Origin of the sequence: Luteolibacter sp. AS25, from assembly GCF_046736275.1 — a bacterium.
Classification (GTDB): Bacteria; Verrucomicrobiota; Verrucomicrobiia; order Verrucomicrobiales; family Akkermansiaceae; genus Luteolibacter.
Genome location: NZ_CP151837.1, coordinates 372,256 through 396,171 on the forward strand (window position 1 = coordinate 372,256; position 23,916 = coordinate 396,171).

The 23,916-nt window shown below is 50.1% G+C and carries 23 protein-coding genes and 1 tRNA gene; 17 read left to right on the forward strand and 7 right to left on the reverse strand.

Features of this window, described 5'->3' with window-relative positions; all coding sequences use genetic code 11:
• Nucleotides 1–3: 3 nt before the first annotated feature.
• Both AAGA79_RS01715 and AAGA79_RS01720 read left to right on the forward strand, forming a co-directional pair.
• The gene (locus AAGA79_RS01715; protein ID WP_411827054.1) at nt 4–777 is read left to right on the forward strand and encodes a PEP-CTERM sorting domain-containing protein; all 774 of its coding nucleotides are present in this window, start codon (nt 4–6) and stop codon (nt 775–777) included.
• 13 nt (nt 778–790) lie between these two features.
• Nucleotides 791–1,096, forward strand: a complete 306-nt coding sequence (locus AAGA79_RS01720; RefSeq protein WP_411827055.1) for a hypothetical protein — start codon at nt 791–793, stop codon at nt 1,094–1,096.
• Between the two features lie 243 nt (nt 1,097–1,339).
• Here AAGA79_RS01720 and AAGA79_RS01725 read toward each other — a convergent pair whose 3' ends face one another.
• The gene (locus AAGA79_RS01725) at nt 1,340–1,669 is read right to left on the reverse strand and encodes a DUF2007 domain-containing protein (RefSeq protein WP_411827056.1); all 330 of its coding nucleotides are present in this window, start codon (nt 1,667–1,669) and stop codon (nt 1,340–1,342) included.
• A 62-nt stretch (nt 1,670–1,731) separates the two neighbouring features.
• Between AAGA79_RS01725 and AAGA79_RS01730 the strand changes: the two genes are divergently transcribed.
• Nucleotides 1,732–3,888 carry a RecQ family ATP-dependent DNA helicase gene (locus tag AAGA79_RS01730; protein ID WP_411827057.1) on the forward strand — a complete coding sequence of 719 codons (2,157 nt, stop codon included), beginning with the start codon at nt 1,732–1,734 and terminating at the stop codon, nt 3,886–3,888.
• Between the two features lie 18 nt (nt 3,889–3,906).
• Here AAGA79_RS01730 and AAGA79_RS01735 read toward each other — a convergent pair whose 3' ends face one another.
• Nucleotides 3,907–4,533, reverse strand: a complete 627-nt coding sequence (locus AAGA79_RS01735) for a helix-turn-helix domain-containing protein (protein ID WP_411827058.1) — start codon at nt 4,531–4,533, stop codon at nt 3,907–3,909.
• A gap of 199 nt (nt 4,534–4,732) precedes the next feature.
• Here AAGA79_RS01735 and bamA point away from each other — a divergent pair, with 199 nt between their 5' ends.
• On the forward strand, nt 4,733–7,069 hold the full coding sequence (gene bamA / locus AAGA79_RS01740) for an outer membrane protein assembly factor BamA (RefSeq protein WP_411827059.1): 2,337 nt from the start codon (nt 4,733–4,735) through the stop codon (nt 7,067–7,069).
• 219 nt (nt 7,070–7,288) lie between these two features.
• Here the strand turns inward: bamA and AAGA79_RS01745 are convergent, their stop codons facing one another.
• From AAGA79_RS01745 to nuoB, 3 genes are read right to left on the reverse strand one after another with little or no spacing between them, the layout of a single operon-like run.
• Complete coding sequence (locus tag AAGA79_RS01745; protein ID WP_411827060.1) at nt 7,289–8,101, reverse strand: rhomboid family intramembrane serine protease; 813 nt, start codon at nt 8,099–8,101, stop codon at nt 7,289–7,291.
• Nucleotides 8,102–8,115: 14 nt separating this feature from the next.
• Nucleotides 8,116–8,694, reverse strand: coding sequence for an NADH-quinone oxidoreductase subunit C (locus AAGA79_RS01750; RefSeq protein ID WP_411827061.1), 579 nt, complete (start codon nt 8,692–8,694; stop codon nt 8,116–8,118).
• 4 nt (nt 8,695–8,698) lie between these two features.
• On the reverse strand, nt 8,699–9,235 hold the full coding sequence (nuoB, locus tag AAGA79_RS01755) for an NADH-quinone oxidoreductase subunit NuoB (protein ID WP_411827062.1): 537 nt from the start codon (nt 9,233–9,235) through the stop codon (nt 8,699–8,701).
• 168 nt (nt 9,236–9,403) lie between these two features.
• On the opposite strand from nuoB, the gene AAGA79_RS01760 reads away from it, so the two are divergent.
• From AAGA79_RS01760 to AAGA79_RS01815, 12 genes are all read left to right on the forward strand, one after another.
• Nucleotides 9,404–10,954 (forward strand): GNAT family N-acetyltransferase, encoded by a 1,551-nt coding sequence (locus AAGA79_RS01760; protein ID WP_411827063.1) that lies wholly within the window; start codon nt 9,404–9,406, stop codon nt 10,952–10,954.
• Between the two features lie 86 nt (nt 10,955–11,040).
• On the forward strand, nt 11,041–11,916 hold the full coding sequence (gene hisG / locus AAGA79_RS01765; RefSeq protein WP_411827064.1) for an ATP phosphoribosyltransferase: 876 nt from the start codon (nt 11,041–11,043) through the stop codon (nt 11,914–11,916).
• A 35-nt stretch (nt 11,917–11,951) separates the two neighbouring features.
• Nucleotides 11,952–12,056: an AURKAIP1/COX24 domain-containing protein gene (locus AAGA79_RS01770; RefSeq protein ID WP_200267957.1), complete on the forward strand. Its 105-nt coding sequence runs from the start codon at nt 11,952–11,954 to the stop codon at nt 12,054–12,056.
• 127 nt (nt 12,057–12,183) lie between these two features.
• Nucleotides 12,184–12,981, forward strand: coding sequence for an RluA family pseudouridine synthase (locus AAGA79_RS01775; RefSeq protein ID WP_411827065.1), 798 nt, complete (start codon nt 12,184–12,186; stop codon nt 12,979–12,981).
• An 8-nt stretch (nt 12,982–12,989) separates the two neighbouring features.
• A complete protein-coding gene (locus tag AAGA79_RS01780; protein WP_411827066.1) occupies nt 12,990–13,745 on the forward strand; it encodes a Nif3-like dinuclear metal center hexameric protein in 756 nt (251 codons plus the stop codon).
• Between the two features lie 124 nt (nt 13,746–13,869).
• Nucleotides 13,870–13,943 (forward strand) — tRNA-Gly (locus tag AAGA79_RS01785).
• A gap of 26 nt (nt 13,944–13,969) precedes the next feature.
• On the forward strand, nt 13,970–14,494 hold the full coding sequence (locus tag AAGA79_RS01790) for a hypothetical protein (protein ID WP_411827067.1): 525 nt from the start codon (nt 13,970–13,972) through the stop codon (nt 14,492–14,494).
• Between the two features lie 40 nt (nt 14,495–14,534).
• A complete protein-coding gene (locus AAGA79_RS01795) occupies nt 14,535–15,755 on the forward strand; it encodes a hypothetical protein (RefSeq protein ID WP_411827068.1) in 1,221 nt (406 codons plus the stop codon).
• Nucleotides 15,756–15,854: 99 nt separating this feature from the next.
• Nucleotides 15,855–18,014, forward strand: coding sequence for a GumC family protein (locus tag AAGA79_RS01800; protein ID WP_411827069.1), 2,160 nt, complete (start codon nt 15,855–15,857; stop codon nt 18,012–18,014).
• Between the two features lie 19 nt (nt 18,015–18,033).
• A complete protein-coding gene (locus AAGA79_RS01805; RefSeq protein ID WP_411827070.1) occupies nt 18,034–18,600 on the forward strand; it encodes a polysaccharide biosynthesis/export family protein in 567 nt (188 codons plus the stop codon).
• Nucleotides 18,601–18,615: 15 nt separating this feature from the next.
• Nucleotides 18,616–19,332, forward strand: a complete 717-nt coding sequence (locus tag AAGA79_RS01810) for a PDZ domain-containing protein (protein ID WP_411827071.1) — start codon at nt 18,616–18,618, stop codon at nt 19,330–19,332.
• A 205-nt stretch (nt 19,333–19,537) separates the two neighbouring features.
• Nucleotides 19,538–19,849 carry an SRPBCC family protein gene (locus AAGA79_RS01815; protein ID WP_411827072.1) on the forward strand — a complete coding sequence of 104 codons (312 nt, stop codon included), beginning with the start codon at nt 19,538–19,540 and terminating at the stop codon, nt 19,847–19,849.
• A 15-nt stretch (nt 19,850–19,864) separates the two neighbouring features.
• On the opposite strand, the gene AAGA79_RS01820 is transcribed toward AAGA79_RS01815, so the two are convergent.
• Nucleotides 19,865–21,127, reverse strand: coding sequence for a glutamate-5-semialdehyde dehydrogenase (locus AAGA79_RS01820; protein ID WP_411827073.1), 1,263 nt, complete (start codon nt 21,125–21,127; stop codon nt 19,865–19,867).
• Between the two features lie 13 nt (nt 21,128–21,140).
• Nucleotides 21,141–21,905, reverse strand: a complete 765-nt coding sequence (gene proB, locus AAGA79_RS01825) for a glutamate 5-kinase (RefSeq protein ID WP_411827074.1) — start codon at nt 21,903–21,905, stop codon at nt 21,141–21,143.
• A 133-nt stretch (nt 21,906–22,038) separates the two neighbouring features.
• On the opposite strand from proB, the gene AAGA79_RS01830 reads away from it, so the two are divergent.
• Complete coding sequence (locus AAGA79_RS01830; RefSeq protein ID WP_411827075.1) at nt 22,039–23,694, forward strand: putative Na+/H+ antiporter; 1,656 nt, start codon at nt 22,039–22,041, stop codon at nt 23,692–23,694.
• The last annotated feature ends 222 nt before the right edge of the window (nt 23,695–23,916 follow it).

Sequence of the window (23,916 nt, forward strand, 5' to 3'; positions counted from 1 at the left end):
ACCATGTGTATTAAAATTTTAATTCCTATTTCCTTGATAGGTATCGGTGCAGCGCCTGCTGCAATTACGACCACCAGCAATGATGTTCCGGCATCGACCTTTTTCTTCTCGGACAATGGGGGAGATTATTTCAACCTTGTTGACACACCGAACAGTGGTTCGAATCCTCCGACAGGAACATTTGTGGATAGTACCACCTATGAATCTACCGGGGTGGTTCCCATAGCTGGCTCGATCGCCGGCCGTGACCATGACGATGGCAATATCCGGCCGGAACAAGTCCAAGCTTCCTGGATTCTTATGCTTCCGGGCGACGCAGCTTCAGCGACAGGTTTTACGAATATCAACTTTTCGGGAACTGTTGCTGCCACGCAAAACGCCTGGGACAGGGGTACAATCGGCGGTGTAGATAATATCCATTTTGACTTTTTCATCAATGGCTCTCTTGTCGGTTTTCTCCATTACGAGCCGAATGGCGCGGCTGGAGGTGGAAACTACAATCTTGCCCTGGATACGAATGCGGACGGAACGGGTGATGGCCAACTAATTTCGGAGACTGGGACAAATTTCAGTTTTTCGGCTGTCGGCGGGGCCGCCACCACCCTCATTGAGGTGCGTGGAACATATTTCGTAGACGATGGTAGTGCAGCTCATTGGACCTTCGGAACTCTTTCTGCGGATTACGATATGGTTCCAGAGCCATCTTCAGCTCTGCTTCTAGGCCTTGGATCATTGGGGCTGATTGTCAGGCGATCCAGGAAGCCGGTAAATTTCTAAGCAATAAGATCTTATGAAAAGAATCATCAAGAGCTTCGAAGAAAATCGCGAACACATTTTAGGGGAACTCCCCGGAAAGTTTCACAAGGATTTTGAATTAGAACTTCAAAAGCTCTCGGAAGCTACAGAGCAGGAAGTGGGCAATGAGCATGAAATGATCAGAAACGAGTTACGCTTTCATCCTCAGCTGGATGAAAAGGTAGTAGGGGAGATTGATCTGGAAGCACACGCACCTATCTCTCCACCGAGCGACGAAGAGCAAAAACAAGCGATGGATTCCGAACTCGAAAGAGTGAAGGCTGAGATTGGTGAGATCTAAGTCTATCGTTTTGCCATTCAGGCAGCTTCTCGACATTTGAGAGGCTGCCAACTTCTCTCAGATTTTCCGAGGTCAGGAATACTGGCCTCGGTCATCTTCGCTATAAGCTTTGGCGAGAACCACTCACCACTTTCCTTTTTATGGAATATTGCAGGCTCAGATCTACAATTCTTGCGATTTCCAGATCTCTGGGTAGGCGACGATGGAAATGTCCGGCAGTGAGCATCCCCGAATATACTTTTATCATGGGGCTGAAGAGCCGGTATTGAGTTCGCTGCCGCAGCTCCAGCAGTTGCTGAAGTTTGCTGGATTTGGTTCGGCGCAGTGGGGACAGGGGATTTCTTGGGTGGAGGCTTCAGCGGAACGTTTCATGTCTTCCTTGATCAGGTCCATTGCTTGTTTTTCCTGGGAGTCCTCGAAGATGCAGAGGATGGGGAGGTACGCCGGGATGGCGTAGCCTTCGACTCCAGCGATGATTTCGTTTTTGACTAGGGTTTTGATTCCGTGTGATTCGAGAAGGTTTCTAAAGTAGTTGATGCGGATCATGTCGCGCTCACGGAGAAGTTCTTTCATTCTGATAGGATACGATTGATGGAGGGAAATTCACTAGAAATTCCTGTTCAGATGTCCAGAGAGTGGCTTGCGGTTTCCTTGGGGTTCTGCATGATCGGGGTGTGGCAGAGGAGCAGATTTCAGGAAAACGTTTGGTAAAGACGCCGGGAGCGGCTTTGAAGGAGCATTTTGGTTTCTCAAAGTTCTTGGACGGGCAGGAGGAGGTGATTTCCGAGATCGTTTCTGGGCGGGACGGGTTGGTGGTGATGCCTACTGGCGGCGGTAAGTCGCTGTGTTTCCAGATTCCGGCACTGTGTTTCCCGGGGGTGACTCTTGTGATTTCTCCGTTAATCGCGCTGATGAAGGATCAGGTGGATGCGCTTACGGCACGGGGGATTCCGGCGACTGTGATCAATTCCACCTTATCATGGCCGGAGCAGAAGGAGCGTCTGGATGGTATGAGGAGCGGGGCTTACAAGTTAGTATATGTCGCGCCGGAGAGGTTCCGCGCGGATAGTTTTCTGCGGGCTTTGGAGGGGGTGGAGATTTCGCTTTTTGCGATCGATGAGGCTCACTGTCTTTCCCAGTGGGGCCATGATTTCCGACCGGATTATTTACGGTTGGGGAAATCTCTGGAGAAAATTGGTCGTCCGCAGTGTGTGGCACTGACAGCTACAGCGACTCCGGTGGTGAGGGAGGATATTCTAAAGGTGCTGGGATTGGAGAATCCGTTTGAGCGGATCAGTGGGTTTTCGCGGCCCAATCTATCGCTGGGGATTACTGCGGTGGATAAGGTGGCGCAGAAAAACGAGCGGATCAAAGACGTGATCGCGGCGCACAAGGTTGGGATTATTTATTGTGCGACGAGGAAGAAGGTGGAGCTGGTTTCGGAGACCTTGGCGAGCTGGGGAGTGAAATGTGTTTCCTACCACGGCGGGATGATGGATTCGGAGCGGGTGAAGGCTCAGGAGATTTTCATTTCCAAGAAGGTGGATATCGCAGTGGCGACGAATGCGTTCGGTATGGGGATCGACCGTGGCGATGTTCGCTTTGTGATCCACTATGAGATTCCGGGTAGTGTGGAGGCGTATTATCAGGAGGCGGGGCGTGCGGGGCGTGATGGAGAGGCGGCTGTGTGCGAGATGCTTTTCAACTATGCGGACACGCGGACGCAGGAGTTTTTCATCGATGGGGCGAATCCCTCTGCGGTGGTGGTGAGGCAGATCTACCAATACCTGCTGAATGAGGCGGATAATAATCACGAGGTGTTCCGGACACTTGATGAAATTGCGGAACATGCGGATGTGAAGAATTCAATGGCGGCGGGTAGTGCGCTTTCGCTGCTGGCGAGGGGGAGGTTTATCGAGCGCTTTGAAGTGAAAGGTAAAAGGCTGCGTGGGACGAGACTGCTCCAGCCGGATGTTCTTACGCGGGATTTATCACTGGATGAGGACGCGATGGAAAAAAAGGATGCGCGGGACAGGGAAAAGCTGAAGGCGATGGTGGAAATGTGCTATGCGCGGACCTGTCGCCAGCAGTGGATTCTCCAGTATTTCGGGGAAGATGATGCTGCGAAATGTGGAAACTGCGATGCGTGCCGGGAACGGAGTGCCGGGGATTTCCGCAGGCCTACACAGGAGGAGGAGTTGGTAGTGAAAAAAGCTTTGGCGGGAGTGGCGAGGATGTCGCGGCGTATGAATACCGGCTGGGAGGGCAAATTTGGAAGGGGACGGATTGTGCAGATGCTCTCGGGTAGCAAGTCTCAGGAAATACTGAACAACGGGCTCGATAAGCTGACTACCTACGGTATTCTTAGTAGTAAAACGACTGGATATTTGAATGCCTTGTTTCGCTCGCTGGCGGAAGAGCGTTTGGTAATCACGCAAACGGGAGACTACCCGTTGATGACTTTATCCGACCGTGGGGAGGCTGTGATGAAAGGGGTGGAGGAGTTCGAACTGAGGTGGCCGGATGAGGTGGCGAAGCCGGCGGGGCTGGAAGAGAAGGGTTTTGATCCGCAACTATTCGGGATGTTACGTGATTTACGGATGAAGATCGCGAAAAAGGATGGGGTGCCGCCTTATGTGGTTTTCTCAAACAAGGTGCTGGAGGCGCTGACCAAATATTTACCGACCAGCCCGGAGGAGGCGATGGAGATCCCGGGTATCGGCGAGGCGAAGGCTGCCAATTATTTGCCTCCGTTTCTGGAAATGATACGGACTTTCCAGGCGATGAAATGATCTCGGCGGGAGCCTAAATCAGTCTTCGGTGACAATGATGGCGCGACGGGGAGCATCCGGCGAACGTGAAGCAACCGGTGGCTGGTTCGTATCCTTTTCCGGATTAGTTTCCCCGTTGGAGGATTCTTCCCCGGAAGGGGTTGCCGTCTCAAGGTCCTGGGACCCATCCGGATTACCGCTTTCCACGGGATCGTTGTTTTCGGCGATTTCGGACTGCCTGATGGTATCTTCAATTTTTTCGAAAACTTTGATGCCTCCGTAAATGAGTCCGCCGGTAATAAGGATCATCCACACGGCGGCCATGGCTCCGCCATTGGAGTCTTTCGTGGTACTACGGGATTTCTGATTCGTCTTCGAAGTGCTGATTGGCTCCGAGATATCGATGTAGGACTCCAGAGACTGTCCGTCGATGAGGCTGATAGGGACGAGATCGTCCAGCCAAGGCTCAACGTTGGCACCGATGTAGTCGCTGTATTGTTTGAGAAAGCTTCTGGCGTACAGAGGACTGCTGAAGAATCCGAAATTCTCCGCCTCGAGCGCGATCACAACGTCCCGCGGTATTTTCGCGAGATATACAGCATCATCGATCGTGATACTGGCGCTTTTCCGCGCTGCAATCAGTTTTTTACCTAGGCTTTCTTCCATTCAATTTACTCTCCTGCCAGCGGATCAAAGCGTATTCCAAGCCATCTTGCAACTGGTGTGATGTCGGTAGAGTAAATATTTGAAATGTGTGGATGGTGTAAATAGTCCGTGTCTATTGAGTTAAGGCGAGTCCCGGGGAGCTATTGACCTTGACTGGGAGTATGGCGCTGGGCTTTATCGGCGAGTCCAAATTCTCTTTATGTTCCCAACTACGTTTACCCTCCGGCCGAATGAGCGATTCATCGGTTTTATGTCTTTGCTTAGTGTGATTTTATTCACTTTTTTCTCCGGTCAGGCATCCGCCCAAGACTTTGAAGGGAAAACGATTAGTAGTGTCCAAGTCCAGTATCGCGGAGCTAAAACCGTGGATGAAGCCCGTATCCGCAACCTCATGTCCACGAAGGCGGGCGCGAAGTATAGGACTGAGAATTTGGACAATGACATCAAGACGCTTTACGAGTCCGGCCTGATTGATGATGTGCGCTTTCTGGCTGAGCCTAGCGGTGGTAGCGTGAAGATCATCGCTGATGTGCTTACCCGTCCTGCAATGGGTGGCGTAGGATTTGTAGGAAATACAATTTTCTCGGATAAGAAGCTCGCCAAGGAAACGAAATTGAAAGCCGGCGGTGCGCTGAGTGACGAGGAGATTCTGGAGGGACGCAGGAACATCGAGGAATATTATCAAGGATACGGTTATCCGGATGTTACGGTTTCCCACCGCACGCAGGATACAGGGCAGAATGGAATTTCCGATCTGATCTTTGTAATCGACGAAGGTTCCAAGAACGAGATCCGCAAGATTCGCTTTGAGGGAAATACAAAATTCACGACTCCAGAGCTCAAGAAGGAGATGAAGACAAAGGAAAAGAGCTGGCTTTCATGGCTGACCAAATCCGGCCGGATCCAGGATGAGCGACTTGATGAGGACCTCGACTCGGTTCTCGATTATTATCGTAGTAAAGGCTACCTGCGCGCAAGTAGCCCGGGCTTCCGTCGTGATCCAGTAGGCGACGGTCGTGTGGATCTGGTAATGCCGATTACCGAAGGTGAAAAATACACGGTAGCAGGTGTCAGTTTCGGCAAAATGTCAGTTTTCAAGCCTGAGGAGCTCTATCCTTCGATGACTTTGGAAGGCGGAGATGCTTATTCCTCCACCAAAATGCGTGACGATATCAGAACGATCCGTAGTTTCTACGGCTCCCGTGGTTACGCAGATGTAGTGGTATCTCCTGACATCAAGGATGCCGGTCCGAACCGCGTTACTGTTAAATACCAAGTCACAGAAGGCAGCCGTTTCCGCGTTGGCCGTGTAAACATTCAGGGAAACACCAAAACGAAGGATAAGGTTATCCGCCGTGAGGTTCCTCTGAAACCAGGTGACTGGTTCAACTCGGTGGAGCTGGAAACTACCAAGGCGCGCCTCCAGAATCTTCAATATTTCAACGACGTTCAAGCTAACGGCAGCCCGGGTGGTGGCGGTTATCGTGATGTCGATATTCTCGTGGACGAGCGCAATACCGGTTCCGTTGGTGTAGGTGTTGGATTCAGTTCCATCGATAATATCGTAGGTTTCCTCAGCCTTGAGCAAACCAACTTCGATCTCTTCAATCCGTGGAATTTTACAGGTGGTGGTCAGCGTTTCGGAATGAATCTCCGCCTCGGTTCAGAGCGCAGCGAGTTCAGCATGTCCCTTACAGAGCCTTGGTTCCTGGATCGCCAGCTTGCGCTTGGTGGCGAGTTGTTCTACCGCCAGTCCACGTATTTCAGTGATGAATACGAGCAAACCAATATCGGCGCAGCGGTCTTCCTCCGTAAACCGCTTACCGAGAAATCTTCACTGAAACTCGAATATCGTCTCGAACAAGTCGGGATTGATGCCGAGAGCGATGCGAGTCAGGCATTCCAGGACGAAGACGGTGATTTCCTCCGTAGTGCGGTGACTCTGAGCTATCTCTATGATAACCGTGATAGCAACATCGAGCCACGTAAGGGTGAGAAGATCGATGTAAGCATGACTCTTGCAGGTGGAATATTCGGTGGAGATGTTGATACCTTCACAATTTCCGCACAGGGCTCCAAATATTGGAACCTCCGTTGGGATACGATTCTTTCCATTAAAGGTGAACTCGCCTTCGTGGATGGTCTGGACGAAGACCCGCAGATCTTCGAGCGTATGTTCCTCGGTGGTGGCCGAACTCTCCGTGGTTTTGAATTCCGCGACATCGGTGGTCCTCGGGATGACGCATCCGGTGAGGCTCTTGGTGGTCAATCTCTTGCCTACACCAGTATCGAATACTCCGTGCCGATCATTGAAACAATCCGCGCGGCAGTCTTCTACGACGTTGGTTTTGTTAACTCGGGATCGTGGGATATCGCTCCGAACGATGTCTACAGCGACTTTGGTGTCGGTGTGCGTGTGAAACTGCCGATCAGCCCTGTTCCATTGGCACTCGACTATGCGGTGCCTGTCACTTCTCCTGATGAGGAAGCGGACAAAGGTGGACAGTTCAACTTCTACCTCAACTACGAGTATTGATCTGAATCACGAGCCACACGTATCTGCATGATGTGTGGCTGCCCAGGTTCTGAGGGCTTAAATATCTGCAACCAAATTTCCCCTGCCTATCCTAGCGATAGGCAGGTTTTTTTGTGCACTAAACGTGACAAAATGAGAGGGAGCTTTCGAAGAGATTTGTAGACCGTCTGACTTTTCCTTCTGGAGGATGCTGGAGCCGGAAGTCGTTGATGACAGTTTTTAGCGGGATGCTTCTGCTCTCCGCTCCTGTTTCTCCCTAGCGCGTCTTAGTCGAACCAGATTGATACGCGGTCTGAGGAGCCATTTTCCATAGAAGAATCCTACTAGTGAGCCTCCGAGGTGGCAGGCGTGGCTGACTTTAAAAAGGTCGGGGGAATAATTCAGGGATAGATAGGCGCCCCATTCTGCCAGTGGTCCACTTGGCAAGTTGGGATTGAGGGCAGTGAGAAACAGGTTGAGGATTATAATGCATATTCCAATTGAGCGCCCGCTCATGAAAAAGGGTAGAAATTTCGACTCCGGCGAGAGAGTTGTGAGGAATAGAAGAAAGGCGAAGCAGATTGCCGAGGAGCCTACAAGTGTGGGACTTGCGAGTCCTGCGGTAAGTGGCAACAGAAGTTCGCAGGCAGAAAAAAGCCCGGCGCCTACAAATGTGGATAGTGCGGCGAGAATCCAAAAGGATCTCTTGGCTATATAGTGTTCGAGCTTTGAGCCGAGCAGAAGTATGGCTGCCGCATTGAGAAGCAGGTGGCTCCAGTTGCCATGGATGAAGCAATAGCTGAGAAATTGCCAGTATTGGCCGGAAACCGCGTTGTGAGGATTGAGTCCGAGTAGGTATTGGAGTTGGGATACTCTATCTGGTCCGTCAGGATTAAAGATATTCCATAGGGAAGGAATTGCCTGAACGAGCAAGAGGATACGCACTAACAACCAGGTGGATTTAGCTGCCCTGAGCTGGCGGAATGCGCGGGTGGTGCGGCCCTTTGCCGAAGACATCCGGGAGATGGTCTCTGGCGAGGCGGGCGGTATCATCGGGAGTTTTTGGTTTACTCCTGGTGCCTTGCGCGGGGCTCGCGTTGGGCAACTGTGCCACCATTCGGTGAGGTGACGAAAGGTCCTCCCTCAAGTGGAGCTACGCCGGTGGAGGCCACATCGGGCATCTCGCTTGGTCGTCCTGCCAGCGGAAAATCCTTGCGGAGCGGGAAGTAAGGATAGCCTTCCCACATGAGGATTCGCTTGAGATTGGGATGCCCTGAAAATTTGATGCCCATCATGTCGTAGACTTCACGTTCGTGCCAGTCAGCGGCTTGCCAGAGATTGACTGCGGTAGGGACGCTTTCTTCTTCCGAGACTTTTGCCTTTAGGCGGATATGGCGGCTATCGTCGAGAGAGGCGAGCTCGTAGAGGACTTCGAAACGGGGGTCTTCGCCGAAATGGTCGAGCGAAGAAACGTCGAGAAGAAGTTCGTAGTTGAGCTGTTCCTTGCAGGCTTTGAGAGCCTGGGGAAGTGCTTCCAGAGTGAGGTTGAGTGTCATCTCCTCGCGGAATTCAACTTCGGAAAGAATTCCGGAGCCCAGTATTTTGCGAAGGACTTCAAGATCGTTGGAGAGTGCTGCGACGGACATGGTATTAAACGTTATCTTCGAAGAAGGTTTTTTTCTGATTGTCTGTAGAGTGCTCAGCTTCGATTTTCTCCTGAAGTTTCATGAGGCCTTCGATGAGGGCTTCCGGGCGCGGAGGGCAACCGGAGATATAAACGTCTACTGGGATAAGGTTGTCGATGCCTTGCAGAACCGCATAGGAGCGATACATGCCACCGGAGGAGGCGCAGGCACCCATGGCGATACACCATTTAGGCTCCGGCATCTGGTCCCAAACGCGTTTTACCGCAAGCGCCATCTTGTAGGTGACTGTGCCGGCGACGATCATGACGTCTGCCTGGCGTGGGGAGAAACGCATGACCTCGGCGCCAAAGCGGGAGATATCAAAACGGGATGAGGCGGTCGCCATGAGCTCGATGGCGCAGCAGGCAAGGCCCATAGGCATTGGCCAGAGGGAGTTTTTCCGCATCCAGTTGATGGCGGCATCTACGCGGGTGAAAATGATGTTGCCTTCGATTTTTGAATCGTATGCGGCGTGTACTGGAGTGGTGGCGGTGCTTTCCATGGCGGGAAAAATGTTCGATTTCTGTGGGGAAGATGAAGGGCCGGAGGGCTGCGCTCAAGGTGATTGTGAAACTTTTCACAATCACTAGGGAGATGTCTGGGGCGAGATAGTGGTGCTGTTCCTCTGTTTTTCTTTACATTGGGATACGTAAGAAGAGATTGCGCCTATATGGAAGAGCGTGAATTTGAGATCAACGGGGTAAATTATGTGGCGCGGACTCCACAGGTAGAGGATTTCGCGGAGATGATCGAGTTACACAAAAGCTGTTTTCCTGCAATTTTAGAGGAAGATGGAGCATGGCGGGAGGATCAACTGGAGTCTCATTTGCAAATGTTCGAGGACGGGCAGGTGCTAATTACGAAACTGGGGAAAATTGTCGGTGTGTCATCCAGTTTGATCGTTTCCCTGGGAAGGGATCCATTGCGGCATCATAGTTATTACGGGATTACGGATGACGGATATTTTTTCAACCATGATCCGGAGGGAGATACCCTCTATGGAGCGGAAATCTATGTGGATCCGGGCGAGCGGGGGCAGGGGATTGGTGCCGTTCTTTACGAGATCCGCCGGGAGCTATGCAAGAGGTTGAACCTGCGGAGGATTCTGGCGGGTGGACGTTTGTGGAATTATGAAAATTACAAGGACCAATATACTCCGGAGGAGTATGTACATGCGGTGCAGGATGGGCTGGTGAAGGATATTGTTATGGGGTTCCAGCTTAAAGAGGGCTTCGTGGTCAGGGATGTGATGCCCAATTATATTCGCGATCCAAGGAGCATGAATTATGCGACTCTGATTGAGTGGCTGAACCCTGATTACCAACGTTCCGAAGGAGAGGATAGAAAGGTGAGGGTGGCTTGCGTGCAGTATCAGATGCGCAAGATAGCGGACTTCGATGAATTTGCGGCACAGGTAAGGTATTTCGTGGAAACTGCGGGGGAGGACTACGGTGTGGATTATGTGCTTTTCCCTGAGTTTTTCTCGGTCCAGTTGCTTTCTGCGATGGAACCGTTTTCCTCGAGGGAGGGTATCCGGAAATTGGCCGAATTGACGCCGATGTTTCGGGATCTCATGTCTACTTTGGCGAAAGAGCAGGGCTTGTATTTGATTGCGGGATCACATCCGGTGATCCAAGCCGATGGGCGGGTCCAGAATGAGGCTATGCTGTTTCATCCGGACGGAACATTCGTCTCACAGCCCAAGTTGCATATCACTCCAAGTGAGAAGACCTGGTGGGGAATTTCAGGGGGTAATGAGTTGCTGGTTGTTCAGACTCCGAAGGCCAAGGTCGGGATTTTGATCTGCTACGATGTGGAATTTCCAGAAGCTGCCCGCTATCTGGCTGAACAGGGAGTGGAGATACTATTTGTGCCGTATTGCACGGATAACAGACAGGGATATCTGCGGGTAACAAAATGTGCGGCAGCGCGTGCGATCGAGAACCAGATCTACGTAGTGACGAGTGGAGTGGTGGGGAATTTGCCAGATGTGCCGGCGATGGATATTCATTACGGCCGAGCAGCGGTTTATACTCCGTCAGACTTCGAATTCGCCCGTGATGGTATTCAGGCGGAAGCGGATCCAAACGTGGAAACAATGCTGGTGACCGACCTGGATATCAGAGATTTGTATCGCTCCCGAGAGGCAGGATCAGTAACACCTTTAATGGATCGGAGGCGGGATTTGTTCGAACTGAAGGTAAATTTTGGGGGTGAATAGGTAAATTTTATGAAACTTGGCTTGATTAGGAGCGTTTCGTGGGTAAAACACGCGCCCCCTGTGAGTGCAGGCTTTTTTCTATCCTTATGTCCAAATCACTGAAAATCGCTATTCCGAAAGGCAGCCTCCAAGAGCCTACGATCGAGCTTTTCAAGAAAGCTGGATACCAAATCTACGTTTCTTCCAGAGGTCTGAGACCTAATTCGGACGATCCTGAGCTGGATATTTATCTGATCAGAGCCCAGGAAATTGGACGGTATCTTGGGCAAGGCTTTATTGACTGCGGAATCACCGGCCTTGACTGGGCTTCAGAGGGTGGTAGCGAGTTGGTAGATCTGGCTGAGTTGCCATACTCCCGTGCGACGGTAAGACCTACGAAGTGGGTCCTTGTTGTGCCAGAGGATTCCCCGATCAAAACTCCACAAGACCTCGAGGGTAAAAGGATAGCCACCGAAGGTGTGGGTATCACCCAGAGATATCTGGATGGTCTTGGTATCAAGGCTGAGATTGAATTCTCATGGGGAGCCACTGAGGTGAAGGTTCCGGATCTCGTAGATGCGATTGTCGACGTGACGGAAACCGGAGCTTCCATCAAGGCGAACAGGCTGAGAATCGTGGATACGATTCTGACATCTTTTCCCCATTTCTACTCCAGTGCTGCGGCAGCCAAGGATCCTTGGAAAAAGGAGAAGATGGATAAGATTGCAATACTTCTTAAGTCCGCAATTTGCGCTAGGGACAAGGTCGGTTTGAAAATGAATCTGCCGGAGGGGCAACTTCCGCTTCTTTTGGAAAGATTGCCATCGCTTAGGAGGCCTACTGTTTCCAAGCTATCCGAAGGAGGATGGGTGGCTGTTGAAACGGTTATTGACGAGATCCTAGTCCGTGACATTATACCCGACCTCAAAGCTCTCGGAGCGGAAGGGATCATTGAGTATCCACTCAACAAGCTGGTCCCGTAACAAATTTAACCTGAACCACAACACCATAAATAACCATGGGCTCTATTAAGAAACGCCGTAAAACAAAGATCAACAAGCACAAGCGCAAGAAGCGTATGAAGCAGAACCGCCATAAAAAGCGTCTCCGCTACAAGTCCTAGTGAGTGGTGGGTTTTGCCCCATTGCGTCTAATAGGGCGTGTATTTCTTGATCAACGCCGGAAGTTCGTTTTCAAACGATCTTCCGGCGTATTTTTTTTGGGTTTGAAGAGAGTGATTTCGTTGTCTCATGAGTTTACAGGTTGTTGTTGATTTCCAGGTGATTGATGAGACCGAGGACTGGATCGTCGTCGATAAGCCAGCGCCTTTGATCGTACATCCAGCCAATAATAAGCCTGAACCAACGTTGCTTGGAGGTTTGGAGAGCCTGCTATCCTATGAGGTTGAGAACGGTGCGACTTTGGGGATCATTACGCGACTGGACCGGGAGACAAGTGGTGTAGTTCTGGTGGCAAAGCATACTGCGGCAGCCAGGGAATTAGGAATGATGTTTGAGCGCAGGGAGGTAAAGAAGGAATACCTCGCGATCATTCATGGCTGGCCAAGCGAAGATGAATGGTTATCGGACGGTAGAATTTGCCGTGCAGGTGATTTGGGTAAAACCGATATCTGGGTGAAACAAGTGGTGGATGGGAGTGGTAAGGACTGTGAGACTGGATTCCTCGTGGAAAAGCGTTTCTCCATGGCTACGGAAAAGTATTCCGTAGTAAGGTGTTTCCCTAAAACAGGGAGAATGCATCAAATTAGAGTGCATCTCGCCTACGCCGGGCACCCGATCGTCGGAGATAAACTGTATTCCGGAGACGGTGCCGAATATTTGAAATGGATGGAAACAGGCTGGTCGAAAGAGCTTGGGGAAATACTATTTTTACCCAGGCAGGCGCTTCATGCGGCAAAACTATCGATCCCATGGAGAGGTGAAGAAATTTACTGGGAAAGCCAGATAGCGAGCGATCTTCAAGCATTCATCGATGGCCTGCCGGCAGAAACTGCAGAGAATGTTGTCATTTGGAGTAGGTCCGACTAGACTTGGGAATGGCTGATCTGAGGGAGATAGTTTCGTATCTGGATTGTGAATTAAGGACCACCGAGATCACTGATTTTGCGGGAGCTCACAATGGACTGCAGTTATCCAATAGCGGAAGGGTCGACCGAGTTTTTGCTGCTGTGGATGCTTCCTTGGCAGTAATTGAAGAGGCCTCCCGTTTCCCGAATAGTCTGTTGATCGTTCATCACGGATTGTTCTGGCAGGGAATCCAAATGATTGACGGGCCGTTCTACAAGAAGCTGAAGCTCGCGATGGATGCGGATCTGGCGATATATTCTTCACATCTGCCTTTGGATATTCACCCGGAAATCGGGAATAATGTGCTTTTAGCAAGGGCGATGGGACTCACGGGTTTGCAGCCAATTTTAGGAAAAAAAGGTAGTCCTGGTGGCATTTCCGGGAAGTGGAGTGGGAGTCTTACAGACTTTTGTATAAATCTTGAACAGCTATTAGGCAGAGCTCCGGTAGTTTGCCGGTCAGGCGCTGAAGTAATTGAAAACGTTGCTGTAATTACCGGCGGTGCAGGTTCTGCTGTTCGGGACATTGCAGAGCTCGGAATGGATCTCTTTGTCACGGGGGAAGGCTCCCACTGGACATACATTGAAGCCGAGGAGTGCGGGTTGAACACTATTTACGCCGGTCACTATGCGACGGAGACATTCGGGGTGCGAAAGCTGTCCGAGAATATCGAAAAGAAATTCCTGATAAACGCAAAATTTCTACCGAGAAATGGTGGTCTTTGAAGAAATTGAGTTTCTTGAGCCAAGTGATTCCTAGTGCTTTCCAATAAAGCGTCGCCGGTTGTTAGATTGGTCAAAAAAAGTCTTGCGGCAAATTGCTAAGTACACATAGTGGGTTTCGAAATTAGCGGGCATAGCTTAGTGGTAAAGCGCTATCCTTCCAAGTTAGACATGCGGGTTCGATTCCCGCTGCCCGCTCCAAATTTTTTAAAAACCAGCCTAAACTTATGAAAAAGACGATCAAACCTCTTATTACAATCATGCTGCTGGGAGCGGCTTCTTTGAGTGCTCAAGAACAGCGACCATGCGATGATGTGAAGGCTGCAGTCGGATCACAAGTTTCCTCCAGTAGAGAGTCGGTCCTTACTATCGTATCTCAAGCTGTTTCAGAGAATGAAGATTGCGCTGGTGAGATTGCTGCGGCCGCAATTGCTGCATCGAACGCTAGTAACGAGCTTGTTGGTCAGATTGTTGAGGTGGCTGGAACTATTGCTCCGGGTCAAATCAATGTAATCGCAAGGGCTGCATTTGTGGCTGCGCCTGGTGCTCGTGCCGAAATCATTGCAGCTGCCGGTAAGGTTGCTCCTGGTAACTTTGATGTTGCGATCGCGCTTCCTGTTCAGGATGTTGAGTTCCCATCTGAGGTTCTCAATTTGCCATCGGCGGCAAACCTTGGCGGTGGTAACAATACTGGCGAGTTTGCAGGTAGTCCAAATCAGGAGCCTGAAGTAGTTACGAATCCAAATCCATAATTGCACAATTTTAAAAACCCCGTTCACCACCCCATTGATAATGAATACCAGACTTACTACCTTGCTGTTGTCCGCAGCAGCAGTTTCAGCGGCTTACTCCAAAGGTTTATACTACGTTCCTAATGATACAGAAGAGACTATTCCTCTCTCTTGGACTGTTGGTGTGAGCGCTACCTATGACGACAATACGTCCCCGGGTGGTGCTACAGATGGCGATGAGACAATGTCTCTGAATCCATATGTTGGTCTCTCTTTCGTGAGTGTTACTCCGCAGACAACTTGGGATGTTTACGCTAGACTTGGAGTAGTTTATTACTTCGACGAGCCAGCGGGCGCTAGCTCCGAAGATTTGTATACACAGGCAAAGCTTGGTGTTAATTTAACTCATCGTTTTTCAGAGCGCCTTAGACTAGTTAGCAGGAACTTCGTCTCATATGAGTTGGAGCCTGACTATTCTTACGGCTTCGCTACAACACGGCAACTTGGAGAGTATCTTTACTACCAAACAGACAATGCTCTGGGCTTTCGTTGGACTGAGAGATTCGGCACCTATACAGGTTTCCAAGTTGAAGGGCTAAGTTACGATGATGTAGATAATGCTGATCGACTTACATGGACTCTATACAACCAGTTCCGCTATCAGATTTCACCGCAAACTGTAGCTACTGCGTCCTATCGCTATTCCCAAACACAAGGGGAACAGGCTGCTTCTGATTCGACAAACCACTACATCTTGGGTGGATTCGAGCATAGCTTCTCTCCTTCTACGGTCTTGATCGTGGAGGCAGGCGCTCAAATTCGTGAAGTTGATTCGGTAAACGGGGACTCTTCGGCTAATCCTTACGTGCAAATTGCCCTCAACACACGTGTTAATCAGCAGTTTAGCCTGAGCGGATTCCTTCGCTATGGCGCAGAGGACTACGATACAGTATTCGGTGCTCCAGCTTATCAGTTTGAGAATCGTATGACACTTCGCATCGGAGTTACCGGTGAGTATCAAATTTCCCAAGCACTTTCGCTCTTTGGTGGTGTGAATGTAATCAACACCTCTTATGAAGATGGACGCTTCGTGGATGCACCTTTCGGAACTGTTGCGGATGCGGATGAAACGCTCGTGAATGCTTACATCGGAACGTCTGTTAAGATCACCGATACGCTCTACGGCAGCTTCTCCTACAACTTCACTAATTCAGATTCTGATAATCCTGGTCGTGACTACGACCGTAACAGAATCACCGTCGGCTTGAATGCTGAGTTTTAACGGATCTCATTGAAGTTGCAATTTTTGGCTCCCGCAGTGTTTAACATTGCGGGAGCCTTTTTTTCTAATACTCTCTAGCTTTAGATTTATTTCATTCAGATGAACCCAAACGTCCAACAAAACGAGGCATCGTTACATGCAGTAGACTACTGGCAGGTGATCAAGAATCGCTATGGTATCATCCTATTGACACTGCTCCTTGTCTTCATGACCGCGTCCGTAATTACCTACGTGATGCCAAAAAAATTCGAGAGCAATGCAACCATTGAAGTGAAACCTCGCGATCGTTCGGTTCAGCCTCTAGGGAATGTGATGGGTGGCGGAGCCGGGACTTCCATGACTGCTCAGTTTTTTGGGACTGAGTTTGAAAAGATCAAAAGTAGAAACTCGTTGATGAGAGTTGTTGAAAATCTGGACTTGGTAAATAAGTGGGGGGTCGACAAGGAGAAGGCATTTAATATTTTGAAGAGTATTGTCGATACCCAGAACATCCGGGGGACCGACCTGATTTCTATTCGTGTCAGGCATACGAACAAAGAGGACGCCAGGGACGTGACGGCTGAAGTTGCGAGGGCATACAAGGACTACCGAACAGAACTTGAGGACAAGTCGCTAGAAAAGGGAATTAACGAACTTAAGAAAACTGTTCGCGAACAAGAAGATAAGGTCGAAGAGAAACGAAAAATTCTGACTACCATCAGTAGGACGAAAAACCTTCCCTATTATGACAGTTCTATGGGTGGGAGCAATGGTTTGGATGAGGACGTGGAGCGTGATTTCGCGCTCAGGCATTATACCGAACTTGAACAGGATAAGGTTCAACTCGAAACACAGATCCAAGGGCTACTGAAATTCAATTCGGAACAGTTGCTAATTTATGCCTCGGGTTTGGACCTCCCTGACAATATCATTAAAACTCTGTATCCGCAGTATCTTGAGCTTAAGAGGCAGATCGACGGAATGAAGGCGAGTGGCTTGGGAAATAGGCATCCGACTATCGTCACAAATGTTCGTGTCTTGGACTCGATGAAGAATGACCTCAATGAGGGCGTAATTAACTTGAGAACGAGGCTTCAAGCTCAATTGGAGATGTCGAAAGAGCGCCTAGAAAAGTCCGAAATCCGTAAGGATGAGCAGAAAGAAGAAGCTCTTGAAAAGAGTATCGACATTCAGGACTACGTGGATGCGAAGCGTGAATTTGAGACAGCCCAGGCTCTGCTTGATCAACTCAGACTGAAGTTGATCAGTGAGCAGATGAACGAAGAGATCACGCCTGAATCTATTGTAGTTCACGATGATCCGGTTATTTCCGATACACCTGTCAGTCCAAACGTAACCCTTAACCTCGTTCTTGGGGCAGTGGTTGGCTTAGTGTTCGGAGTAGGTATCGCTTTCTTCCTCGAATATCTCGATACTTCTGTGAAGAGCTTGGAAGATGTCGAGCGTTATCTGCAGGTTCCTGTTTTGGCCGTGATTCCCAAGGATGTGGGAGTTCTTCATAAGCAGAATGGAATGAGCCCGGATGCTGAAGCCTACCGAATTCTCAGAACGAATATCGAGTTCAACCGGAAAAACCCAGAGGACAACGCAATTACCGTCGTTTCGGGTGGTGCAGGCGAAGGTAAATCAACCACGCTGGTAAACTTGGCCTACATCTGCGCTCAGGGTGGCTACACTACACTGATGATTGACGCTGACCTGCGCCGTCCCCGTCTTCATACCTTCTTTGACATCAATAACTCGGTTGGACTCACGAATTTCCTTACTACTGAGCTGATGCTTGAGGATGTGATTCTTCAGACTCCGGTAGATAATCTATTCTTTATGCCGTCGGGTATACTGCCGGCAGACGCTGCTGGTATCCTCAACTCCCGTCGCATGTCTGAGCTCATTCAAGATGTTAAGCAACGCTTTGATCTCGTACTGGTGGATAGTCCCCCAATCCTAGGTGTGAGTGATGCTTCTGTTCTCGCAAGTGAAGTCGACCTTACGATGATTGTGGTTCAGCACCGGAAACTGCCTAGAAACATGCTCATGCGTGTGAAACAGGCTGTAGAGAACGTGGGTGGTCACGTTATTGGCGTTGTTCTCAACAACGTTGATGTCCGAAGCGACAGCCAGTATCAGTATTACACAAGCTACTATACGTATTATGCACCGGCAGAATCCCAGATCGGACCTCCGATCGGTAATGGTAAAACAAGTTCACAAGACAAACCTACTGTTGCTGCCGCTTCCAAAGAAGAAGATCTCTATTAACACAAACCCTACTGTTTATATGAACATTAAAATACTCTCAATCTTCGGTCTACTCCTGCTGGGTATCATTTCACCCGTTCTAGGACAGATTGAGGCAGGAACCTCCGTCCAGATTTCGATAATGGGTGTGCCAGCCGAGGAGAAAGGAAAGATTGATGCACTATATCCTGTCTCGCAAAGCGGAACTGTAAATCTACCGTTCATAGGAGTGATCAGAGCTGCAGGTATGCGGCCGGAAAATTTGGCATCATCCATCCAGAATGCTTACAAATCAGCGCAGATATATACGAGTCCAACAATTCAGGTGGTATCCACTGCTGAGGGCGGAAACGTAGTTGTGCAGATGGTTCACGTAGGTGGGCAAATCCGCAGACCTGGTCCTGTGAATTTCCAGAAAAATCTTACTATCTATCAGGCGGTTCAAGCTGCCGGAGGCGCTAGTGAGTTCGGAAGTTTGAAACGAGTAAAGCTCTACCGGGATGGAAAGACTTTGACCTATGACCTTACGAATCCCCAGTTCATGAGGGTGCCGTTGAGGCCGAATGATACGCTTGAGATTCCTCAGAAGAACTGGTTGGGGCAATAAGTTTTTCATTTCCCAATGTCCGGAATATCAGCCATTTCGGGACGAATAAGGAGATCTGCTTTCTCAGTTCTTTTGCTCGTTTGTTTCTTTCCTGAAATAGAGGCGAAGGAAATTCCCCTGAAGATCACCCATGGTCTTGAGTCGGAGCAATTCGAGGACCGAGAGGTTGCCCAGAAGGCATTATTAAAATGGGCCCTAGCTTCAGGAGATTTATCAATTACTTCTCTCGCGGCCTTTGTCAGACAGAGCGATGACCCAGAAGTGAGTCATAGAGCGTTCGAGGTGCTTAGGGAGTTAAGTGACAGAGACTACCTTGTTGCAGGCGGGAAAGGTTATCTTGGAATCAGGATGGAAGAGGTGGAGTTACCTGAACTAGACGGGGTGAGAAATTCCTACGCGGTTCTGGTTGTCACGGTCCTGAAGTCTACTCCCGCCGAAGAGGCTGGTCTCAAGAACGGAGATATTATTGCTAAGGTCAACGGAGGTGGCTGGAAGGTGCAAGGGGCAATGGAGGATTTTAGAACGAGAATCGGTGAAATGTCTCCTGCCGTTGAAGTGAGCTTGCTGGTATTACGTGGTGATGAACGTTTGGAGCTCAAGGTGAAGCTCGGACGGAGTCCGGTTGAGGACATAGAAATGTTAAACGGGGATGTAGGAGAACTGGATCGAAAGATGAAGGATGCCCATTTTAAGCATTGGCTGAGGAAGAACGGGGTAGAGGACTTTCCGTAGCGGAATAAATCTTGGGAAATAATCTTGATAGATTTCTCCTGAATCAGTTCCAAAGTGCCACACAATGGTTCATACTTTAGAACAATCGCAATTTCTTCCCATACAACTTTCCGAAGCTTGGAGTTTTTTTTCAAGTCCGAGGAATCTCAATGAGATAACACCCAAGGAATTAGGATTCCGAATTGTTTATCAGCCTGGAGACAAGATGTATGAAGGTCAAATCATCGAATATCAGGTGATGATCGCTCCCTATATCTGGGTGCCTTGGGTTACCGAAATCAAAACTGTTAAAGAGGGGGTGTCCTTCGTGGATGAGCAACGTTTTGGACCGTATAAGTTCTGGCACCACCTCCACACATTCGAGCAGGTCGAAGGTGGAGTTATGATGAAGGATCTAGTTCATTATGCGTTGCCTCTCTGGCCCTTCGGTGAGTGGGCCAATCCCGTTTTTGTGAAACCAAAACTGGAGAAAATCTTTGGTTACCGCAAAGAGGTTCTGGAACAGCGGTTTGCGTAACTAACTGCTGATATCTCAGGCCTTAGTCTGCCCGTTTCCACGGATTCTATATTGGTAACTGGTAAGCTCTCTCAGGCCCATTGGTCCACGTGCGTGGAGTTTGTCTGTGGAAATGCCAATTTCTGCTCCGAAGCCAAATTCTCCGCCATCTGCAAATCGGGTGGAAACGTTGTGCATTACGCACGCGGAATCAACAGAATGGAGAAATTTTTCTGCCTGGGATTCAACGGATGTGACGATGCAATCGGTATGGTGTGAGCCATATGTATTGATATGCGCAACTGCTTCCGTGAGGTCATCGACAATCTTTATACTGAGAATTTTTTCAAGATACTCGGTGCTCCAGTCTTCCTGGGTAGCAGGAATAAGATCAGAGACAATACTACGTGATGTTTCACACCCACGAAGTTCGACGGAGTTTTCCCTGAGGGTTTTCACGACCTTTGGCAGAAATTCCGAGGCAATTGATTTTTCAATCAGTAGTGTCTCAAGCGCATTGCAGACGCCTGGTTTGTGAGTTTTTGAATTTACGGCGATTTCGATGGCCATTTCCTGATCCGCAGACTTTTCCACGAAAAGGTGGCAGATGCCGTCATAGTGCTTGATGACGGGCATGCGCGCTAGCGAGACGACCGTTTCGATCAGGCCCTTGCCTCCTCTTGGTATGATTAGATCGAGCCACTGGTCCATTCCGGCCATGGCGGCTACGCTCTCGCGGTCCGTGAAGGGTATGAGCTGGATGGAATGTTCCGGTAGACCTGCTTTTGCTCCGCCTTCCTGAAGCGCTGCGGCTATGGCCCGGTTTGAGTGAATTGCTTCGCTTCCGCCCCTAAGAATGGTTGCGTTACCGGTTTTAAAACACAGACCGGCGGCGTCTGCTGTAACGTTTGGGCGGCTCTCGTAAATAATGCCGATCGTTCCGATAGGAACGCGGACTTGCTCGATGCGGATACCGTTGGGGCGACTCCAATTATCCAGCACCTGACCTACTGGATCGGGAAGCGTAGCAACATGCTCCAGAGCGGAGGCGATAGCTTCCAGGCGAGGGCCGTCGAGGAGCAATCTATCGAGCATTGCTGAGGACAGACCTTTTGTGGATCCACTCTGAAGGTCCTTTTGGTTTTCGCTGAGAATTTCTTCCGAGTTGGCGCGAATGCCATCAGCCATGGCTCCAAGAATGGTGTTCTTCTCCTCGGAGGAGAGAAGTGAGAGCTTGTAGGAAGCTGCGCGTGCCTGCGCTCCCATTTGGTGAATTTTTTGTGTGATCTCTTCTGACATAGGAAATTGTGGTTTACTGCTGTGGTGGGAATTTAGTGGAAATGCCTTTGCCTGCGATGATGTCCGCGAGGCGCTCCGGATGTCTTCCGTTGGCGATGTGTGTCTCGATTCCGGCTTCTACCGCAAATTTTACAGCTTTCAGTTTCGAAGCCATACCACCCATTGAGAATTTACCCCTATCATCGCGTACATGTTGGAAAACGCTATCGATATCGGAAACGTTCGTAATCAGTTCGTTTGTTGCCGGGTCGAGTAGGCCGTCAACGCTTGTGAGGAGGATGATCCGCTTTGCGTTCACCAAGGTGGCGACTCGTGCTGTGAGCATGTCGTTGTCACCGAAGTTGAGCTCCCTGATGGCGACGGTATCGTTTTCATTTACGATAGGGAGAATGCGGGGCTCAACGTTCAGCCTAGTGAGGGTATTGTTGATATATCCTGCGAGTTTCTCGGTTTTCAATGCTCCTGCCGTGAGAAGGATCTGCGCGACTGCGATGTCGAAATTCTTGAACAGGGAAGTGTAGGTGCTGATCAAACGTGCTTGTCCGACGGCTGCGCAGGCTTGGCGGGTTACCACATCCTTGGGGTATTCGGTCAACCCAAGAGCAGAGACACCGCATCCCACGGCCCCTGAAGATACGAATAGGCATCGGTGTCCAGCGTTGATGACTTCCGAGATGGCGGTGACGAGATGAACGAGAGCTGCCGTGTCGACAGTGCCGTCCGAGACTTTAGTCAGCACTCCAGTGCCGGCTTTGATTATTGTAAGATCTGAAAGCATATTTATTTTTCGGAAGATATTCCGGTGAGGCAGGGATAACGGGAAGAGAGGAAAATGCAAACCAAAGCATGGCCGATACTTTCAAGTTCGCCTTGCGATTGGGCTCCAAGTTCTCTATGTCCTCGGCCCGTATATGAAAAATCTCTATTGGGCACTGCTGACGATTCTACTGATTGTTCCTCTCGGAAATTTGAAGGCCAGCTCTGAATCGGAACCGGCTTATATTCTGCAGGATGGCTCAGTGCAAAACTCTCACCTCCCGCTTCCGATGGAGCGCTATGAGGAGGTGGATGGCGGTCTGCTTGATGTGCTGAAGGCCAGGGTGGAGAAGTCTCCTTTCAACCTTGCCGCCACGATTATCTTCTTCTTGGCGATCATCCATACCTTCGCAGCCGGTCCTTTAAATAAAGTCGCCCACAAGCTCGAAGTTGAGCACGCCGAGAGGCTCCGGATCCGGGGACCCAAGGATGACGCACATCCCGACGGAGAAGACGAGGTATCCTTCGGAGCCACTGTTTTCCATTTCCTCGGAGAGGTGGAGGCCATCTTCGGTCTTTGGATAATCGCCCTGGCTGGTGCAGCCGCATATTTTTATTCATGGACTGATTTCAAGGTCTATATCAACGATGACCGGAGCTTTACGGAGCCGATGTTCGTAGCGGTAATCATGGCGATCGCAGCGAGCCGTCCTGTTCTTCGTTTCGCGGAATTCCTGATGTCCAAGGCAGCAGGACTTGGAAAAGGTTCTGTAGGTGCCTGGTGGCTGAGCGTTTTGATTGTGGCGCCGATTCTCGGTTCCTTCATTACCGAGCCTGCGGCGATGACTATCGCAGCAATGCTCCTTGCTAAAAAATTCTATCGCAACCGCCCTTCCAAGAGATTTGCCTACGCTACAATTGGCCTCCTCTTTGTGAACATCTCAGTTGGCGGGACTTTGACAAACTTTGCAGCGCCTCCGGTTCTGATGGTAGCCGGACCCTGGGATTGGAGCACCCCGTTCATGCTTGAACATTTTGGCTGGAAAGCCGTGGTGGGAATTTTGATCGCGACAAGTGCGTATTTCGCCTTTTTCAGAAAAGAACTCGCTCAACTCACTGCGAATGGACTCACAGGGGAAGACGCGACAGGTCAGAGACTTTCCTGGCAGGAGCGCGAGGATGATATTCCAGCTTGGATTACCTTCATCCACTTGCTTTTCCTAGGCTGGACCGTCTATACGGTGCACTATCCTGTGCTCTTCGTGGGAGGCTTCCTGTTCTTCCTCGCGTTCCGCATGTCGACCAGACATCACCAGAATTCTGTTTCCCTCAGAAGCCCGATTCTGGTTGGTTTCTTCCTTGCTGGTCTGATCGTTCACGGCGGCCTTCAGGGCTGGTGGATCGACCCGGTGATCCGCTCACTCAATGACGCGACGCTTATGATCGGCTCGACCGTTCTCACTGCCTTCAATGACAATGCGGCCATCACTTATCTGGCTTCCCAGGTAGACGGCCTTTCTATCTCTGCAAAACATGCAGTGGTGGCAGGTGCGGTCACCGGTGGTGGTCTGACTGTCATTGCCAATGCTCCAAACCCAGCGGGTCAGAGTATTCTCTCACGGTTCTTCAAAGGCGGCGTTTCTCCTCTGTTCCTCTTGCTGGGAGCGCTTATTCCGACAGCAATCATGTATAGCTGCTTCGTAGTGCTTCCCAACGGCCCTGCGAAAGAAGGAGAGAACCATGGGCAAGAGCATGTGGAAGAAGCTGAAAACCTGGGAGATATCCCACCAGCCCCGGCCGAGGCCAATTAACCAAAGGACTTTCTGATCGATTAGGCTCTTACTGATCTTCATCAATTTACCCTGAACTGGGAGCTCTGGCATATTGCTGGAGCTCCCATTTTTGTGTCCGGCACAGAGAGCTGCAACCTTGGAGCAAGTTAGTTCCTAATGATCGCGGATAGCGAAGTATGGCCATGTGGGCAACGGGGCCTATCCGTGAATTGCGCGACAGAACTGCATCCGGTCGGCTAG